Annotated in this window: 16 protein-coding genes and 2 pseudogenes; 4 read left to right on the forward strand and 14 right to left on the reverse strand. The window is 71.6% G+C overall.

Going from position 1 to position 17,150, the window contains the following annotated elements:
• Window positions 1-3: 3 nt before the first annotated feature.
• The 7 genes from J5Y04_RS03855 to J5Y04_RS03885 all read right to left on the reverse strand — a co-directional run bounded on the left by J5Y04_RS03855 (window position 4) and on the right by J5Y04_RS03885 (window position 9,139).
• Window positions 4-2,211, reverse strand: a complete 2,208-nt coding sequence (locus tag J5Y04_RS03855) for an NHLP family bacteriocin export ABC transporter peptidase/permease/ATPase subunit (RefSeq protein ID WP_209410341.1) — start codon at window positions 2,209-2,211, stop codon at window positions 4-6.
• A complete protein-coding gene (locus J5Y04_RS03860) occupies window positions 2,212-3,018 on the reverse strand; it encodes an HlyD family efflux transporter periplasmic adaptor subunit (RefSeq protein ID WP_209410342.1) in 807 nt (268 codons plus the stop codon).
• Window positions 3,019-3,058: 40 nt separating this feature from the next.
• On the reverse strand, window positions 3,059-3,607 hold the full coding sequence (locus J5Y04_RS03865; protein ID WP_209410343.1) for a nucleoside 2-deoxyribosyltransferase domain-containing protein: 549 nt from the start codon (window positions 3,605-3,607) through the stop codon (window positions 3,059-3,061).
• Window positions 3,608-3,620: 13 nt separating this feature from the next.
• Window positions 3,621-5,033 carry a phenylacetate--CoA ligase family protein gene (locus J5Y04_RS03870; protein ID WP_209410344.1) on the reverse strand — a complete coding sequence of 471 codons (1,413 nt, stop codon included), beginning with the start codon at window positions 5,031-5,033 and terminating at the stop codon, window positions 3,621-3,623.
• A gap of 453 nt (window positions 5,034-5,486) precedes the next feature.
• Window positions 5,487-6,806 carry an LLM class flavin-dependent oxidoreductase gene (locus J5Y04_RS03875; protein WP_209410345.1) on the reverse strand — a complete coding sequence of 440 codons (1,320 nt, stop codon included), beginning with the start codon at window positions 6,804-6,806 and terminating at the stop codon, window positions 5,487-5,489.
• A gap of 78 nt (window positions 6,807-6,884) precedes the next feature.
• Entirely contained in the window at window positions 6,885-7,907 is a 1,023-nt protein-coding gene (locus J5Y04_RS03880) for an LLM class flavin-dependent oxidoreductase (protein ID WP_209410346.1), read from the reverse strand.
• A gap of 158 nt (window positions 7,908-8,065) precedes the next feature.
• Window positions 8,066-9,139 carry a phosphotransferase enzyme family protein gene (locus J5Y04_RS03885; RefSeq protein ID WP_209410347.1) on the reverse strand — a complete coding sequence of 358 codons (1,074 nt, stop codon included), beginning with the start codon at window positions 9,137-9,139 and terminating at the stop codon, window positions 8,066-8,068.
• Window positions 9,140-9,389: 250 nt separating this feature from the next.
• On the opposite strand from J5Y04_RS03885, the gene J5Y04_RS03890 reads away from it, so the two are divergent.
• Complete coding sequence (locus J5Y04_RS03890) at window positions 9,390-10,310, forward strand: JmjC domain-containing protein (protein WP_209410348.1); 921 nt, start codon at window positions 9,390-9,392, stop codon at window positions 10,308-10,310.
• A gap of 84 nt (window positions 10,311-10,394) precedes the next feature.
• On the opposite strand, the gene J5Y04_RS03895 is transcribed toward J5Y04_RS03890, so the two are convergent.
• The 4 genes and pseudogenes from J5Y04_RS03895 to J5Y04_RS03910 form a co-directional block, all read right to left on the reverse strand.
• Entirely contained in the window at window positions 10,395-10,748 is a 354-nt protein-coding gene (locus J5Y04_RS03895; RefSeq protein WP_209410349.1) for a hypothetical protein, read from the reverse strand.
• 56 nt (window positions 10,749-10,804) lie between these two features.
• Complete coding sequence (locus tag J5Y04_RS43425) at window positions 10,805-12,277, reverse strand: SagB family peptide dehydrogenase (RefSeq protein ID WP_209410350.1); 1,473 nt, start codon at window positions 12,275-12,277, stop codon at window positions 10,805-10,807.
• Between the two features lie 230 nt (window positions 12,278-12,507).
• Window positions 12,508-13,305, reverse strand: a complete 798-nt coding sequence (locus J5Y04_RS03905; protein ID WP_256463451.1) for a MerR family transcriptional regulator — start codon at window positions 13,303-13,305, stop codon at window positions 12,508-12,510.
• 386 nt (window positions 13,306-13,691) lie between these two features.
• A pseudogene (locus J5Y04_RS03910) lies at window positions 13,692-14,105 on the reverse strand (arsenate reductase ArsC); the annotation flags it as partial.
• A 236-nt stretch (window positions 14,106-14,341) separates the two neighbouring features.
• Here J5Y04_RS03910 and J5Y04_RS03915 point away from each other — a divergent pair.
• The 3 genes and pseudogenes from J5Y04_RS03915 to J5Y04_RS03925 all read left to right on the forward strand — a co-directional run.
• On the forward strand, window positions 14,342-14,653 hold the full coding sequence (locus J5Y04_RS03915) for a helix-turn-helix transcriptional regulator (RefSeq protein WP_209410352.1): 312 nt from the start codon (window positions 14,342-14,344) through the stop codon (window positions 14,651-14,653).
• A 62-nt stretch (window positions 14,654-14,715) separates the two neighbouring features.
• Entirely contained in the window at window positions 14,716-15,465 is a 750-nt protein-coding gene (locus J5Y04_RS03920) for an MIP/aquaporin family protein (RefSeq protein WP_209410608.1), read from the forward strand.
• Window positions 15,462-15,692: pseudogene (locus tag J5Y04_RS03925) on the forward strand (FAD-dependent oxidoreductase); the annotation flags it as partial. The gene J5Y04_RS03920 and the pseudogene J5Y04_RS03925, both read left to right, overlap by 4 nt.
• A gap of 54 nt (window positions 15,693-15,746) precedes the next feature.
• Here J5Y04_RS03925 and J5Y04_RS03930 read toward each other — a convergent pair.
• The 3 genes from J5Y04_RS03930 to J5Y04_RS03940 form a co-directional block, all read right to left on the reverse strand.
• Entirely contained in the window at window positions 15,747-16,220 is a 474-nt protein-coding gene (locus J5Y04_RS03930) for a GNAT family N-acetyltransferase (RefSeq protein ID WP_209410609.1), read from the reverse strand.
• A gap of 16 nt (window positions 16,221-16,236) precedes the next feature.
• The gene (locus J5Y04_RS03935; RefSeq protein WP_209410354.1) at window positions 16,237-16,596 is read right to left on the reverse strand and encodes a helix-turn-helix transcriptional regulator; all 360 of its coding nucleotides are present in this window, start codon (window positions 16,594-16,596) and stop codon (window positions 16,237-16,239) included.
• A gap of 82 nt (window positions 16,597-16,678) precedes the next feature.
• Window positions 16,679-17,041: a metalloregulator ArsR/SmtB family transcription factor gene (locus J5Y04_RS03940; RefSeq protein ID WP_209410355.1), complete on the reverse strand. Its 363-nt coding sequence runs from the start codon at window positions 17,039-17,041 to the stop codon at window positions 16,679-16,681.
• Window positions 17,042-17,150 lie beyond the last annotated feature (109 nt).

Here is a 17,150-nt window from a genome sequence, read left to right on the forward strand (position 1 = left end):
GCGTCAGTGCTCCCTGATGAGCTGGGCGTAGGCGCCGCCGGCCGCGGACAGGGCGTCGTGCGTCCCCCGCTCGACCACGTCGCCCCGGCTCAGCACGACGATTTCGTCGCTGTCGCGGATGGTGCTCAGACGGTGGGCCACGACGACCGTGGCGCAGCCGCGGCGGCGGATGCTGTTCATGATCAGGAGTTCCGTCTCGGCGTCCAGGGCGCTGGTCGCCTCGTCCAGGACGAGCAGGCGCGGGTTGCGGACGAGCGCCCTGGCGATCTCCAGCCGCTGGCGCTGTCCGCCCGAGAAGTTGCGGCCGTCCTCCTCCACCTGGGCGTAGATGCCGCCCGGACGCGAGGACACCACGTCGTACACCGCGGCGTCCCGGAGCGCGGCGATGACCTGGTCGTCGGGGATGGAGGTGTCCCACAGGGTGATGTTGTCCCGCACCGTCCCCTCGAACAGGAAGACGTCCTGGTCGACGAAGCCCACCGAGGCGCTGAGCACCTCCGGCGCGATGCCGTCGCGCGGGAGGCCGTCGATGTCCACCGAGCCCTCCCACGGCCGGTAGAGGCCCGAGATCAGGCGCACCGCGGTGGACTTGCCGCTCCCCGAGCCCCCGACCAGCGCGACCTGCCGGCCGGGGCCCACCGCGAACGAGAACTCGCTGACCAGCGGGGCGTCCAGCGGGTTGTAGCCGAAGGTGACCCGGTCGAACGTCAGGTTGCCGGCGAGTCGCCCGGCCGGGGCGTCGGACGCGGCCGGGCGTGGTTCCGGCCGGTAGTTCTCCACGTCGCGCAGCCGGGTCACCTGGACGGCGAAGTCCTGGACCCGCTGCGCCACCGCGATCAGCTGCGCGATGGGGCTGACGAAGGCCGACACCAGAGCCTGGAAGGCGACGAGCAGACCGACCGTCAGGTCTCCCTTCACCGCCTCCAGGCCGCCGATCAACAGCAGCAGCGAGGTGGTGACGGACGCCAGCGCGGGAGCGACCACCGCCATGACGGCACTCGGCACGCCGATCCGCTGCTGCCCGGTGACGACGACGGACTGCTCCTTGGCCCAGCGCCGGAAGAAGGTGTTCTCGCCGCCCGTGGCCTTCATCGTCTCGATGAGCTGCAGGCCGCTGTACGAGGTGTTCAGCAGCTGCGCCTCGTCCGTGGCCAGTCGGCTGACCCCGCCGGCCCTGATCCGGGCCACCGTGCGCAGGGCGACGATGTTGAGCAGGGACAGCGACACGCTCAGGACCGTCAGCCAGGGGTCGTAGGCCCACAGCAGGCACGCGTACACCACGACGACCAGCGCGTTGACCAAGGTGCTCGACAGGTCGTTGGACAGGGTCACGGCGACCTGGTCGTTGGACTGCACGCGACTGCTGATGTCCGCCGGACTTCGCTGGACGAAGAAGTTGATCGGCAGTCTGAACACGTGGCGCAGGAAGCGGCTGCTGTTGATCGTCGCGTTCGAGATGCGCAGGCGCAGCAGGAACGCCTGGCGCAGGAAGGTGAGCACCCCCGTCGCCATGACGGTCGCGGCCATCAGGCCGAAGAACGCCGTCAGGAACGAACGGTCGCCGCCCAGCAGGATGGAGTTGACGAACGCCCGGGTGAGAGCGGGGTACGCCACGCCGACGACCGCGAGCAGCACGCTGGCGTAGGCGCTCAGGGCGAGCAGGCCCCAACTCCCGCGCAGCCGGGTCGGCATGCTCGCGAGGACGCCGGGGCGCCGGCCGCCGGGGCGGAACCCCTCGCCCGGCGACATGGTGAGCACCACGCCGGTGAAGCTCTCGTTGAAGTCCGCGAGGTTGACGACCCGCGGCCCGCTGCCGGGGTCGTTGAGGTGGACGACGTCCTTGCCCAGGCGTCGGCCGAACCCGTTGAGGACCACGAAGTGGTTGAACTCCCAGAACAGGATCGCCGGGGGCGCCAGCTTCGACAGCGCCTCGGTGTCCATCCGGCGTCCGGTCGCCGTCAGGCCGTAGCGCCGCGCCGCCTTGAGGACGTTCGAGGCCTTCGAGCCGTCCCGCGAGACGCCGCAGGCCACCCGCAGCTCCTCCAGCGGCACGTAGCGCTTGTAGTGGGCGAGGATCATGGCGAGGCTGGCGGCCCCGCACTCCAGTGCTTCCATCTGGAAGATCACCGGTGGCTTGACGAGTCGGGCCGGGCGGCGCCTCGGCCAGGACCGCGCCCTCGGAGTACCGTCGGTGGTGGTGAGTACGGACATCTACGACAACACCCAGCTAATCGGTCTGACCGATGGCAAGTGCACGGAAGCGCTCACCAGCGTGCGGGAATCAATCAGGTACGGCGGGCCGGTACGGGTGGACCACTGGAACCCACTCGTCGTGCCCGGTGCGGTCAGGAGTTTCACGACCACCTGCATCGGTTGGCCCTGGCCGGAGAACTGGCCGGCCAGTTGGGCGTCGCCGAGGAAGCTCGCGATCTGCTTCTGGGTCTGGGAGAACTGGCTGACCGACTGGACGACGCCGCGCATCACCCCGTACTCCTGGGCCGGAGCGGACCGCAGATCGAGGTCCACGGTGCTGCCCTGGGTGATGAGCCCGGCGCTGCTCGTCGGCGCGTACAGCACCGCGATCAACGGATCGGTCGGACCGCTGACGCGCTCGACCACGGCGAGGTTCGTGCCCGCCGTGACCACCTGGCCGACCTGCGCCAGGACGGCCGTGGTGCGTCCGCCGCTGAAGGCGCGAACGGTCTGCTGGGTCGAGTCGACCTGGACGGTGAACAGCGGAGCCTGCGCCGGGAAGGTCGTGCCCTGCTGGGCGAAGACCCCGGTGATCTGCCCGGAGACGGGGCTGTCCAGGGTGTAGCTGCCCTGACCGTAGGTGAGGATGCCGGGAACGGTGACCTGGCGCGGTATCGCCCCGGTGAACGCCCACAGCGAGCCGAAGGCGACGAGCACCGTGACCATGAGCAGCGCGACCAGGCTGCGTGGCTTGGCCAGCGTGGCCGCTGTCCCGAGGTCGGTGGTGGACTGGAGCTTGGCGAGTGCCTGCTCACGGAACTGCACGGTTGGGCTTCCTTCCTGCGGGAGAGGCGCTGCTCGCCTGTCAGACGGCCTGGAGGGTGCCGGCCGCCGAGAACGCCTCGCCCAGCGCCTTCTCCGTACGGCGCAGCGCCCAGACCACGTCCCCCACGGTGGAGTTCAGGTCGCAGCGCACCGGGAGGCCCGGACGGATGAGCCCCAACTGGGCCCCCACGTCGTCGCGGCGCACGTAGCCGGGCTCGGTGCCCACGGCGATCGGCTTGTAGGTCGCGGCGGCGACACCGAGTTCGTAGAGCGCGATCGGTTGCTCGGGCGCCTTCTCGTTGCCCCGGGGGAACCAGAAGAGGACCACGTCGGAGGCCCGGAGGGCGTCGTGCTCCCAGCGCACCAGCTCGTGGCTGAAGGCGCGGGCGGAGACGACCCGGCTGGGGCTGAACACCGTGACAGGGCGATCGGCCCCCGCCCGGTGCCACTGGTCGGCGAGCGCCTCGATCGCCCACTGCCGCCAGTCGGGGCAGTTGCGCATGCCGCCGGCCAGGAACACCGTCAGCGCGTCGCGTGCGGAGGGGACTTCCTCCAGCGATCCCACGACCCGGAGAGTCGATCCGTTCACGGCACAATCTCCTCTACGGGACGGAAGGGCCCTGTGCCACCGGGCCGGCGTACGCCGGGCTCCGGACGCCGGACCTCAGGTAGCCGGTGCCCTCCACGGCGCCGGGGGCGACGTCGAGCCGCTGGACGACGGGGTTGCGCTTGCCCCGGCCGCTGAGGACGAACGTGCCCGTCGCGGCCAGCCGGAGGCGGAAGCCCTGGCCCTCGCGGAAGTACGAGGCGAGGTCACGGTTGATGTGCTCGACGCACCTGCGGGCGTCCTCGGTCGCGTCCGGCACGATGAGCTGCAGGATGCCGGGGTGCTCCTGGAGGACCTGGAAGTCCGCCAGTCCCGCGTTGGACAGTGCGGCCAGCAGTGCGTAGGGCGAGTAGACGAGGCCGTCGGCACCCACCAGCGTCGCCTTCGACCGGCCGACCAGCGAGCCGACCGCGGTTCCGGGCAGTCCGCACCCGCAGGCCGTGGCCGGTGAGCACAGATCGCCCGTGACGTAGCGGATCACCGGCATCGCCCGGGTGAGGAGCCCCGTCAGGACGATGCTCCTCAGCGTCTCGTCGCCGTCGTAGGGCAAGAGCTCCGGGGTGACGAAGTCGTCCTGGAAGTGCAGGTTCCCCTGCCGGCACTCCCAGGCGGCCGACCCGGTCTCGGAGGTCGCGTAGACCGTCGTGACCGGGCACCGGAAGGCGTCCTCGACCATCCGGCGGCCCTCCTCGACCAGGTGCTCGTACGAGGCCACCACGGCCTTGGGCCGCAGGCGGATTCCCTGCTCCAGGCAGTACCGCGCCAGGCCGACGAGCCGGCTCGACGTACCGATGATCCGGTCGACGGGGAAGGCCCCGACGACCGACGCGTAGGTCTCCACGATGGAGGGGGAGGACGGATCGAAGCCCCGCAGGTTGCACCGGACGTACGGGCGGGGCAGGAAGCCGGCCTCGACGAGCGGGGTCCCCTCGTAGTGGAGCCCCAGGTTCAGTTCGGTTCCGGTGTCGGGCAGGTCGAGGTGGCGGCAGAGCCGCTCCGCGATCACCAGGCTGGACAGGCCGCCGGTCTCCGCGGTCGTCATCAGCCGCACCGGCTCGCCCGTGCTGCCGCTGGTCTCGTGGATGAAGTAGTGGCCCGGTTCCATCCGACCGGTCTCGTCCCTGCTGATCAGGTCGATGAACCGGTCGCGCAGATCCGCCTTCCGGGTCAGCGGGAAATCCGTGAGCACCGGCTTCACGTGGTCCTGCAACGACCGGTAACGGGGCACCCGGTCCCGGGCGTGGGCCAGGATTCCGGCCAGGCGGTCGGCAGCCGTCGCACTGTCGAACTCGACGAGCTTCTCGATTTCCGCCCGCTTCTCCGCGTAACGGGCCGACCGGAGGAAGCGGTTCAGCTTCTCGCCGATTTCCGACACCGCGATTTTCGGGTCGGAAGAATGATTCTGCATCACGGGCACCCCTTTCTGGCCGGTCACCGAGGACATCGCCTGCCGCAGGCCGCGTTCCGGGCCGGAGCGGGCCCGGAACGCGGTGCGGGATGACACTCCGCCACATACCGTGACGGGCACGGGCTCGTTCCGGTGCGCTGCCGGTCAGCCGGCGCTGGAAGCAGGAGTGTCAGATCAGGTAGCGGTGCGACTCGCCGCCGGCGATCCCCTCCAGGTCCTCGTCCCGGAACTCGTCGTTCTCGTTCACGTCGGCCGGCACGTTCTGCTTCTCGTTCTCACCCATGGAAATTCCTCCTGATCGTCGTTCGACACCGAGAAGGGAATCGGCCGTATCGCTCGGTTCCGCCCGGTGGTAACGCAGACGGTATTTCCGGGCGCCGGCGGCCGGCAAGCCTTCCCGGGAATTGCCACCAAGGCGCGCAGGGCAGCGTTCCACGGTGACAGCGATCCGTGTCATCGACCCCGGTTCGCCGGCTGTCGGTGGTGTTCCGGCAGGCCGAGATGGCCCCGGAGCGTGCCGGACCCGTACTCCGCGGGGAGGACTCCACGGGACTGGAGCTCGGGCACCACGTGCTCCACGAAGTCGTCCAGTCCGCCGGGTGCCCGGTCGGGGACGATGATGTAGCCGTCGCAGCCGCCGCCCTCGACGCCGTCGATCATCTCGGTCGCGATGTCGGACGGGGTGCCCGCCAACGCCTTCGTGTGCGTCACCAACGCGACGAGTTGCCGGATCGACAGCCTCCTGGACTCCGCGACCTGCCGGAGGAACGCCACGCGGTCGGCTCGCCGTTGCGCGTCCGTGCCGGTCGGTCGTCCGGTGACGAATGCCGCGCCGTCCGGGTCCGGGGCGATGTCGGGCAGCGGGCCGTCGGGGTCGTAGGCGGAGAGGTCACGCCCCCAGAGCCCCTCGAGGTAGTAGATCGCCATCTCCGGCGTCACGATGTCCAGGCGTCTCGTGCGCGCCAGTTCCTCGGCGTCCGCCCGTGACTGCCCGACCGCGTAGGTGATCGCGGGCATGATCTTCAGCTGCTCCGGGCCGCGGCCGTGTCGCGCCAGCCTGCCCTTGACGTCGGCGTAGAACTCACGGCCGGCGCGGCCCCGCTTCCTGCTGTAGACGACTTCGGCGTGGGCGGCGGCGAACTCCCTTCCCTGTTCCGAGTCCCCCGCCTGCACCAGGACCGGCTCGACGCCGTCGTACGCGGTGGCCGCGAGTCCGCCGGCGTGGAAGTGAGGCCCCTCGTGGGCCAGCGGCACGCCGCCGCCGGTCCCGTCGGCGGCCCAGATCGAGCGGCACAGCCGGATGAACTCGGCGGCGCGCTCGTAGCGTTGGGCGTGCGGGAGGAAGCCGCCGCGGCGGAAGTTCTGCCCGACCCAGGCGTCCGGCGTCGTCACGGTGTTCCAGCCCAACCTCCCACCCGAGAGGTGGTTGACGGTGGCGAGCTGACGAGCCATGTCATAGGGCTCGTTGAACGTGGTGTTGACGGTGGCGACCAGTCCCAGTCTCTCCGTGACGGCCGAGACGGAGGAGAGGATCGTCAGCAGATCGTGCCGGCCTGCGACCCCGATCTCGGTCACCTCGCCGTTCCGCTCGGGCAGGCGGAGATCGTCGGCGAGCAGCAGGTAGTCGAACCGGCCGCGCTCGGCGGTCCGGGCCAGCCCGGCGATCGCGTCGAAGTCGATCTGACTGCCCGTCCGGCAGCCCTTCCACACCGTCGTGGTGGGATTGACCGGGAAGAGAACGCCCAGGTGGAGTCGGCGCCGTCCAAGGTTCACTGCGGGATTCCTAGCGTGTTGGCGGGTCCGGCGAATCCGGCCGCACCGTGGTCGAGGGCGGAACGCGCGGCCTGCGGGCTACGGGACCATGCTGTTGGGCGCCTTGTGCGGCAGCCCCAGGCGCTCACGGAAGCTGCGGCAGTCCTCGCCCCAGGGGAGGACGAGGCGGCGTGCGCGCAGTTCGGGGACGGCCTCGTCCACGAAGCGGGCCAGCTCCGTGGTCACCTCGGCGAACACGAGACGGAACCCGTCCACCAGGCCCGTCTGCGCGTGCGCCTGGAGGAAGCCCGCGAAGTCGCGGACGCCCCCGGTCTCGACCGCGCTGCCCACCCGCCACTCCCACTGACCGGCCGGCAGCCCGCGGCAGTTCACGAAGAGGTCGGCGATCGTCCTGGTTCCTCCCCTGAGCCCCGGACGGGCGCCGACGACCTGCTCAAGGCCGCCGAAGACCACGTCCGCCCGGGCGGCGAGCGGCAGATCGTCGTCCGAGGTGATCCGCACCGCCATCACCGGGTGCCCCTGAGGCGGCCGCGGGACGATCCCGGGACCCTTCACCCGGAAGTACGTGCCGTGATGGTCCACGGCGTGGATCTTCGACCGGTCGAGGAACCGCCCGGTGGCGGCGTCGCGGATCTCCGCACCGTCCTCCCAGCTGTCCCAGAGCAGCGAGACCACCTCGACGAACTCGGCCGCCTCCTCGTACAAGGCGGGGAGGTCGCGGGGAGAGCGGTCCCCGAAGAGCTCCGCTTCCTCGGCGCTCGTCGACACCCGCACGCACCAGCCCGCGCGGCCGGCGCTGACATGATCCAGCGTTGCCAGGGCCTTCGACACGTGGAAGGGCTCGACATGGGTCACGGTCGCCGTCGCGACGAGCCCGATCGACGTGGTCTGCGGTGCGACGTGGGCCAGCGCGGCCACCGGGTTCAGCCTGCTCTGGGCGAGCCGCTGCCGGGCGGGCGAGGAGTCCGCCCGGGACGTGAGGGCTTCGTCCAACGTCACGAAGACCAACGATCCCTGCTCGGCCAGTTTCGCGGCGCGCGCGCAGTCGGACGCGGCGGGCCGTGAGGATTCCGGTGCGCCGATCTCCACACCCAGGAACACGGGGCGACTCCAATTTCACGTATTTCCGCCGACGGGCCGGGCGGTGCTCGTACGACCAGCACAGGACGCGGCGTGGAAAATCCGGACCGTCCGTCTTTTTGCGCCACCCTAGTGCGACCGTCCGAGCGGCCACAAGAAATCGGGCCGGCAGCACGGATTCATGAAGGAATTCCCCCGGGGATTGCATCGATCGATGCCAACGCCGTCTCCCCGGCCAGCACGGTCGCCACCTGGTCCGGGTGTCCGGACCACCAGGAGAGCATCAGGCCGTCCGTGACGAACAGGTGGTCCCGGGTGCGGTCCTGGCGTCCGTAGTGCCGCTCCAGGTGGCGCAGGTCGCAGGCGCGCTCCCACCAGAGGAGCTCCGCCGCCTCGGCCAACTGCCGCTCGGACAGCGGTGACACGGCGCGGTATCCGGCGACGAAGGCCGCCGCCTGCGCGGTGGCGAGCCCCCTGCGATCGCGGGAGGGGAAGAACAGCATCAGCGACCGCACCACCTCCTGGGCGTAGGCCCGGACGGCGAGTGCGTCGAAGTCCAGCACAGCGGCGATCCGGCCGCCGTGCCACAGCACGTTGGCCATGTGGAAGTCCCCGTGCGTCCAGCCCGATGCCCCCTCCGGCGCGGTGGACGGCCGAGGCGGGCGGGCCGCCTCCAGCAGGGCCCGGCGGCCGGGCAGGTGCGCGCGGACGAACCGGTCGAAGGCATCGCGGTCGGGCTTGCGGGCGATCCGGACGAGGAACGCGTCGATGGCGCGCAAGGCCGTGTCCCGGTCCGGCGGCGCAGGAGGCTCGGGAACTCCCGGAGGCAGCAGTCGCGCCAACTCGCGGTGGAGGAGGGCCAGTTGCCGGCCGAGGGCGCGGGCCTGCCTGAGGTGCATCAGCCAGCCGGGCAGATGCCGCCCCTCCACCCAGGGGTAGAGCGCGAACAGGTCGCCCGCCACCTCGACCAGGGTGCGTCCTTCCGGCGTCACCAAGGGAGCGGCCACCGCCAGGCCGCGCTGCTGCAGGGCCCGGACCGTCCGGTGCTGGCCTCGCAGCCGTTCCGGTTCCGCGCCCAGGAACTGCTTGACGAACAGGCGCCGGTTCCAGCCGGTCTCGACCTGCCAGCACCGGTTCGTCAGTCCCACCGTGACGGGACGCACCGCGCGGACGCCGCTCAGGCCGAGCCGGCGCAGCGCCGCGTCCGGCAGCGGCACGTCCGGCAGGGGCATGTCCGGAAGCGGCACGGGCATCGCCTGCTCCAGTACTCGTCGGGTCGGTGCCGGAAATGATTCCGGGGCGGTCATTCTCCGGGGCCCGCCGGGCGGAGGTCCAGAAAGGCGGTGGGATCGGAAAACGCCCGCGGCACGATTCGGTGGAACGGTCCGGATTCACCCGTGCCCGTACCCGAGCAAGTGTCGGAGAATTCTTGCGCCGCCCGTTCTGCGGGCCTTAGATTCGGCGCCCGTGAGCTCGCTCCCGCTACGGAAGGCCACTCCCCGCATGGAAACTCTCCGGTCCCTGGTGGGCGACCCCGCACCGTTCCTGGCGACGGCATGGGGTCGCCAGGCCTGCCTGCTGCGCCCGCCCGCCCCGCTCGCCCCGCCGGTCACGCTGGCGGACGTCGACGCCGTGCTGGCCTCGGGCCTGCTGCGCATCCCCTACCTCGAACTCGTCTCCCAGGGCAAGGCACTGGAGCAGGGCGACTACACCAGCGCCCACCACCTCATCGACCGCAGCTTCCGCGGCTACGCCGACACCGCGAAGGTGATGGGCCATCTCGACTCCGGCGCCACCCTGCTGATGCGCAACATCGAGCACTGGCACTCCGGGGCGGCCGCACTCGTCGGCCGCCTCGGGGCTGAGCTGAGCCGAGGCGTCGAGGCCTTCCTCTTCGTGACCCCGCCCGGCAGGAAGGGGTTCGACTCCCACCGGGACGACGCGGACGTCTTCGTGCTCCAGCTGCACGGCAGCAAGCGGTGGCAGGTCCACGCGGTCCCCGAGGACGGGCGCTGGCAGAGCGGGCCCGAGCCGGAGCCGGGGCCCGTCCAGCTGGAGACCACGGTGCACGCGGGCGAGGTGCTCTACGTCCCGCGCGGCGCACCGCACTCGGCCGTGGGTCACACCGACGGCCTGTCGTTCCACCTGTCACTGACCGTCCGGCAGCCCGGCACCGCCGACCTGCGCACGGCCCTCACCCGCCGGTTCGACGAAGGGCTCGAACTGCCTCCCCTCCCCGTGGACCCGGTCGAGCTGCGCCGGACCGCGGCGGCGCTGCTCGACCACTACCGGGAGCGGCTGGCCGGACTCACCCCGGAAGCGCTGTGCGCCGCCGCGGAGACGGTCTCGGCCTCGAAGGCCGGTACCGCCTCGACCGGGCCGCACCGCACCCTGGCGAACCTGGCGGCGGCCCTGGGCGGCTGAGGCCGTGGTGGTGAGCCCCGGGGGACGGGTCCGCAACGGCCCGGCCCCGGGGCTCACTGTCCCGAACTCCGGTGGCCCGGCGTGTCAGTAGGGCATCTCCGGGAAGCCCTGAACGCCTACGCCGGCCACCAGCGAGTCCAGCTCCTCCTCCGAGAGGTCCCGCGCCTCGAACCGGTCGGGGCGGGGCACGAACAGCGTGAGCCGGCCGCTCACGGCCGCCTCCTCCCACGACCGGATCTGCGCGTCCAGCACCTCCGGCGCCGAGGGCCGGTCACGGTCGACGACCACGGTCGTTCCCGCCGGCACTCGAATGCCGTGCTCGGCGAGCAGGACGCGCGGGTCCTGGGCCAGGAGCCGTTCCTGGCCCGGATCGGACCACACGGCGGCCACCGCCGCGCTGTAGCCGGAGGCGAAGGCGGTGCGTTCGGTGGGGTGCATGGCTCGGTCCTCTGCTCTCTGGTGCAAGGGGGGATGCGTGCTCGGCCCGGTCGGGACTACTCGTCTGCGGAAGCGCATTCCGGCGCCCGGCCTTCGGGCGGGCAGGAGCCGAGGGCGAACTCGGCGATGGCCGGCTCGGCCAGGGTGTCCATGCCGGCCAGGTCGGAGAAGGAGGCGGCGTCCCCCGCGCCGAGGGCGCAGGGGGCCAGGCCCATGTCAGTGGCGACCAGGTACATCCAGGCGGTCAGGATCCCGGCGTCCTTGAGCGCCAGCGTGTACGGGATCCCCTCGTACTTCCGCATCAGCGGTCCGACCCGGGCGGTGATCACGAACAGGACCTGCGGCGGGCCCGGCATGGTGGCCGTCCCACGGGCGAACGACAGCATCCGCTCGGTCTCCGTTCCGGGCGGGGCGACCAGCACGAGACGGTGGTGCACCGAGTCGTAGTGGTAGAGGCCGCCGGGGAGGCCCTCGCACTGCGAGATCAGGGGGTAGACCTCCAGTTCGCCGAGGCCGCCCGCGCTCGGGTAGGGCCGGACACCGGTCACCACGCCGTCACGGTCACGGAGTTCGAGGCGCTGCACCCGGTGGAGGAACTCGCCGAGCTGGGCCAGGGTCACCGGCCGGCTGTCGTCGTGCCGACGCACACTGCGGCGCCTCGCCATCACCGTCGACAACGATCCGGACGCCTGGGCGGCGCACGGGGGTGTGGGCAGGGCGACCGAGGGGCGGCCGTCGACGGTGTCCGTCCGCCCGGGGTCCGCCTCCAGGAGGCCGCGGAAGCGGTCGGTCGCGCCGATCGGGGCCGCGTGGCGCTCCGGGCGGGAGCGGTCGTGCAGCCAGAGTTCCTCCGCCGACCACAGGGCCATCGGCTCCGCACGGGTCTCGGTCTCGGCTTCCTCGGAGGGCAGCAGGAGACGGGCGGAGAGCAGCTCGTCCAGCAGGAACCCGGCGGCCGACTCGTCGACCTCCAGCTCCTCGGCCACTTCGCCGAGCCCGATCTCCTGCGCACAGGCGCGGGCCAGGACGGCGGCCAGCCGGAACCGGGGACAGCTGATCCCGACGGTGCTGAGCGGCGAGTACGCCACCATCCGGCCGTGCTCGGCACGCAGCACCGCGAACCTGGACATCCGGTAGACCGCTCCGGGCCGGTGGCGGCGCTGCGGCGGAACACTCTGGGCGCCGATGCGGCGGGGCACGACGTCCAGCACGGCACGGGCCCCGATGGACACCCGGCGTTCCAGCCAGGAGTGCAGCAGCAGTCGGCGCACCAGCAACTGGGTCGGCAGGAGCCGCGATTCGCCTTCCAACCCCGCGACGAGCTGGGCGATCTGAAGGTCGCTCAGCCAGGTCTCCGCCATCCGTAGCAGCACGGCACGGCGTCCCGCCTCCAGCCCGGGCAGGCGCAGCCGGTAGCGGGACTGTTCGAGGGCAAGCGAGCCGCCCGGTTCCTCGGTCAGCCGGGCATCGACGCGGAGTCGGTAGCTCGCGGTCTTCACCGCGCCCGGCAGGGGGATTGTGCGATTCACTGGCCTTCATGCTTCCGGTACTGGGACGGCCGTGCGGCACGTCGGCAGGGCTGTGCAGATCCGGGGACCAGCCGCCGCCGCACGGTAACTCCGCCGGTGCTGAAGAACAGTGACCGATTGTCGGCGACGCGGCCGCCCATAGGGAGGAACAGGATCGAGCCCGGAAACGGCTCACGATTGCACGGAACCGTGCCACCGGCCGGGAGTTGCAGGCATGACCCGGGCCGCGTCTACCCGTTCTCGACCACCAGGTGCTCCTCGACCCAGCTGTCGCCGCCGCCGGCCTCCGTGAGCAACTCGGTGACGAGCTCACGGCCCCGGTCCTCCGCGGCGGCCCTGAAGGTGCTGACCAACAACTCCACCAACCCCTCGGTGAGTCGCGCGGTCCGCGGTCCACCGAACCGGGCGGCAGCCGGTCCGTTTGCGGGCGCAGGCGCTCCGGCGACGGCCGCCGCGCCCGATGGAGCGGCCGTCTCATCGGCGGCGTCGGCGAGGAGTTCCGTGCTCGACGAAGCGACCAACTCATCGGCGGCGCCCGCGATCCGGTCCAGCGACCGGGCGAGGCACCGCAGGGCGGTCGCCGGCGGGACGCCCGTCCGGACGAGGTCCATCGTGGCCCGGTGCACCGCCGGCCGCGCAACGGTCATGGTGCCGTCGGCCTCCCAGCCGAGCATGCCGTGCCGGTTCAGGGAGTAGAACACCGCGGGCTGGTCGCGCACTGCCCGGCTGACCGCGGTGGCGAGCCGGGCTTCCTCGTCGTCCCGGTCCCCGACGCCGAGGAAGGCCGCGATGGACACCAGATTGAAGCCCTGGCGCTGGAGGTGCACGATGTGCCGCAGGCGACGGACGTGGGTCTCGTTGTAGTAGCCGATCCGCCCCCGGCGGGCCGGCGGCGGGAGCAGCTTGCGGGACTGGTGGGCACGGATGTTGCGCGGTGACATCCCCACCAGTCTGGAGACCTCCTCGACTGTGTAGGACGCGTCCGAACGATCGGAATGGGGCAGGTCCTGCGGCGGAGTGGGCTCCAAATTACTGCTCCTCGGTAGTGCCGGGGGCGCGGTGGGGCTGCGTCGGAAGCCGCGAAGATCACGCCCCGGTAGTCTGTTTCACGGACCGCACCGCCCCCGGGTTCACCCGCCCCGCACCCGGCACACCAGCGGCGGGGCCGCCCGCTTCCTCCCGATCACCGAACCACCGCGCCCGGGCCCCGCATGGGAGCACCCCCGGCCTCCAGTGCGGGGCGTGACGGCCCCTCAGCGCTCGTCGACCTCGTCCTGAACCCCGATGGCGACCTCGCGCCCGTCGCCGTCGCCGGTGGTCGACGCGTTCGCGCTCATGAAGACGGCCGGTTCTCCTCGCCCTGCTCGGTGGCGCTCTGCACGGTCTGGGCGTCGGTCTCGGTCTGGGCGTCGGTCTCGGTCTTGGCGTCGATCTCGGCGATCAGGCCCTCGATGAGGCCCCTGATCTCGTCGCGGATCGGGCGGACGGCCTCGACGCCCTGGCCGGCCGGGTCGTCCAGCTTCCAGTCCAGGTACTTCTTGCCGGGGAAGTACGGGCAGGCGTCGCCGCAGCCCATGGTGATCACGTAGTCGGACGCCTGGACGGCCTCGGTGGTCAGCACCTTCGGCCTCCGGTCCGAGATGTCGATGCCCAGCTCGGCCATCGCGGCCACGGCCGAGGGGTTGATCCGCTCGCCCGGGACGGAGCCGGCGGAACGGACCTCGACGCGGTCGCCGGCGAGGTGGCGCAGGAAGCCGGCGGCCATCTGCGAGCGGCCGGCGTTGTGGATGCAGACGAACAGCACGGAGGCGATCGGCGCAGTGGTCATGGTGAGGTGTCCTTCGGTTGTCCGGGACCCGCTGGGGGACGGGTGGGGCTGCTTCGGCCGGGCGGCGGGTTCGCCGAGGAGGGCCTCGGCACGGGAGCCGGTCCGGTCGGGGACGGCGCGTACCCCCAGCCTCCGGCCGGGGGAGGACCGTGCGGTGAAGACGCGCGGGTGTCCCCGGTGGCGGCCGGGAGAACGGGGCTCGCTTCGGGGCTCTGGCACGGGTAACGTATCAGCCCATGGTGACATCAGTCGACAGTGACGTATTGAGGGCTCTGGCCGACCCGCTCCGGATGCAGATCATCGCGCTCCTCGCCGAGGAGGCGCTGTGCACGACACATCTGGTCGAGGAGACCGGCGCCAAGCAGACCAACCTGTCGAACCACCTGAAGATCCTGCGCGAGGCGGGGCTGGTCGACACCGAGCCCTGCGGGCGCTTCACGTACTACTCGCTCCGCGTCGACGCCCTGGAGGCCGTCGCCGGGGAGTTCGCCGGGCTGGCCGCCACCGCCCGCGAAGCCGCCGCGAACAACCGCAAGCGGTCCTGCTGAACCACCCGGCCCGATCCCGGCGGCCCCGCTCCGCCCTGCACGAGGAGTACCTGTTGAGCGCCATGGACGAGGCGAGACCTGAGATCACCGAGGCCGAGCCGCTGGCGGCGGAGCCACCCGCCGTTCCGCTGCCGAACCGGGTGGCGGCCGAGCTGGTCGGTACCGCCGCCCTGGTCGCGGTCGTGGTCGGCTCCGGCATCCAGGCCACCGAGCTCACGAACGACGTCGGCCTGCAACTGCTGGCCAACTCCCTCGCCACCGTGTTCGGCCTGGGCATCCTGATCCTGCTGCTCGGCCCGGTCTCGGGCGCGCACTTCAACCCCGTCGTCACGCTTGCCGAGTGGTGGACGGGCCGCAAGGACGCGAAGGGCCTGGGAGTCCGTGAGGTCGCCGCGTACGTCCCGGCGCAGATCGTGGGTGCGATCGGCGGCGCGGTGCTGGCGAATGCGATGTTCGGTGAGGCGCTGGTGAAGTGGTCGACGCACGACCGCTCGGCCGGGCACCTGCTGCTCGGCGAGGTCGTCGCGACCGCCGGCCTGGTGCTGCTGATCTTCGGCCTGGCGAAGACCGACCACCTGCGCTTCGCCCCCGTGGCGGTCGCCGCCTACATCGGCTCCGCGTACTGGTTCACGTCCTCGACCTCGTTCGCCAACCCCGCTGTCTCCATCGGTCGCGCGTTCACCGACACCTTCGCCGGCATCGCCCCGGGTTCGCTGCCCGGGTTCATCGGGATGCAGCTGATCGGCGGGGTCGTCGGCCTGGTCCTCGTCGTGCTGATCTTCACCCACCGCGCCAGGGTCGCCGCCAGGTGAGCGGCGTCCGGCGCGTCCAGGTCCTCGTCGTCGGGGCCGGTCAGGCGGGCCTCGCCGCCGGGTACCACCTGCGGCGCGCCGGACTCGACTTCGCGATCCTCGACGCATCGAACGCGCCGGGCGGGGCCTGGCAGCACTACGGGGAGAGCCTTCGGCTGTTCTCCCCGGCCGCGTACTCGTCCCTGCCCGGCCGCCCGATGCCGAACCAGGCCGGGTCCGAGTGGCCTGGGCGCTTCCTGCCCTGGCGGGGCTCCTGCTCGCGGCCCGACGCCGACGTTCGCTCAGTCGACGACCGGGCTGCGACGCTCGATCAGTAGCACGTCGCGCCAGACACCGCGGTGGCGGCCGATGCGCTCGCGGGTGCCGATGACCCGGAAGCCCGCCTTGGCGTGGACGGCGAGGCTGGCCGCGTTCTCCGGGAAGACACCGGACTGGATCGTCCAGATCCCGGCCGTCTCGGTCGAGACGATCAGCGCTCCGAGCAACCGACCCGCCACGCCCCGGCCCCGGGCGTCGGGGTGGACGTAGACCGAGTGCTCGACTACCCCGGCGTACGCGCAGCGGTCCGACACCCGGCCGACGGCCACCCACCCGAGCACACGGCCGTCGGGGCTGAGGGCGACGTACCGGTGGTCGGGCAGCTTGGCGGTGTCGAACGCCGCCCAGGTCGGCGGGGAGGTCTCGAAGGTGGCGTTGCCCTCGTCGATTCCCGCCTGGTGGATGGCGAGGACCTGCGCGGCGTGCTCGGGCGCCATCGGGGCGATCACGATTTCATCGGCCACGGTACTTCTCCTCGCTGCTCTCGTTCTCGCCGCTCTCGCCCAGGATCGCCCGCACGGCGGCCGGGAAGCCCGTCAGGCAGGCCCGGTTGACCTCGTACCGGGTGGATGTGCCCCGCCGCTCGGGCAGGACGAAGCGCACCTCGGCGAGGATCTTCAGGTGGTGCGAGACCGTCGACTGGCCGACGCTCGCCCGCTCGACGATCTCGCCGACGCTCATCGGCCGGGCTTCGACGGCCAGCAGGTTCAGCAGCCGGACGCGGGTCGGGTCGGACAGGGCCTTGAACCAGGCCGCGTACCGTTCGGCGGCTTCCGCATCGACAACAGGGCTGGTGGAAGGTGTCTCATTCATCGACTATCGACGATAGTCGATGAAGTGCCAGCCCCAAAGGCCCTAAAGGCGCCCCCAAGGCCCGCGCGGGCCGGCGCCTGCCTCAGCGAGCCGCCGACAGCAGGCCGGCCATGGCGGCCAGGACCTCGGGGGCGACCCGGTAGTACACCCAGGTACCGCGCCGCTCGCTGGTCAGCAGCCCGGCCTCGCGCAACTTCTTGAGGTGGTGGGAGACGGTGGGCTGGGAGACGCCGACGTCCTGGATGTCGCACACGCACGCCTCGCCGCCCTCGTGCGAGGCGACCCGGGAGAACAGCCGCAGCCGCACCGGGTCGGCGAGGGCCTTGAACATCGCCGCCATCTTCACCGAGTCCGCCTCGGAGAGCGCCGCGGAGGTGACCGGCGGGCAGCACGGCACGACCTCCGGCTCGATGACCGGCAGCTCCGCCACTTCCAGATTCGACATGCGTCTATGTTGACATCCGTCGATGCGAGCGGCAAGCTCGCAGTACATCGACAAACGTCGAACCAGCGAGCCGCGGACGGTCTTCCCGGTCTGCTGACGAAGCGCGTCC

Origin of the sequence: Kitasatospora sp. RG8 (assembly GCF_017813315.1) — a bacterium.
Taxonomy (GTDB): domain Bacteria; phylum Actinomycetota; class Actinomycetes; order Streptomycetales; family Streptomycetaceae; genus Kitasatospora.

Bases quoted from the DNA above. Each gene is read 5' to 3' on its own strand.
- J5Y04_RS03855 (WP_209410341.1), bottom strand. From the start codon at position 2,211: ATGTCCGTACTCACCACCACCGACGGTACTCCGAGGGCGCGGTCCTGG.
- J5Y04_RS03870 (WP_209410344.1), bottom strand. From the start codon at position 5,033: ATGCAGAATCATTCTTCCGACCCGAAAATCGCGGTGTCGGAAATCGGC.
- J5Y04_RS03885 (WP_209410347.1), bottom strand. From the start codon at position 9,139: ATGCCCGTGCCGCTTCCGGACATGCCCCTGCCGGACGTGCCGCTGCCG.
- J5Y04_RS03890 (WP_209410348.1), top strand. From the start codon at position 9,390: ATGGAAACTCTCCGGTCCCTGGTGGGCGACCCCGCACCGTTCCTGGCG.
- J5Y04_RS03895 (WP_209410349.1), bottom strand. From the start codon at position 10,748: ATGCACCCCACCGAACGCACCGCCTTCGCCTCCGGCTACAGCGCGGCG.
- J5Y04_RS03915 (WP_209410352.1), top strand. From the start codon at position 14,342: ATGGTGACATCAGTCGACAGTGACGTATTGAGGGCTCTGGCCGACCCG.
- J5Y04_RS03920 (WP_209410608.1), top strand. From the start codon at position 14,716: ATGGACGAGGCGAGACCTGAGATCACCGAGGCCGAGCCGCTGGCGGCG.
- J5Y04_RS03930 (WP_209410609.1), bottom strand. From the start codon at position 16,220: ATGGCGCCCGAGCACGCCGCGCAGGTCCTCGCCATCCACCAGGCGGGA.
- J5Y04_RS03935 (WP_209410354.1), bottom strand. From the start codon at position 16,596: ATGAATGAGACACCTTCCACCAGCCCTGTTGTCGATGCGGAAGCCGCC.
- J5Y04_RS03940 (WP_209410355.1), bottom strand. From the start codon at position 17,041: ATGTCGAATCTGGAAGTGGCGGAGCTGCCGGTCATCGAGCCGGAGGTC.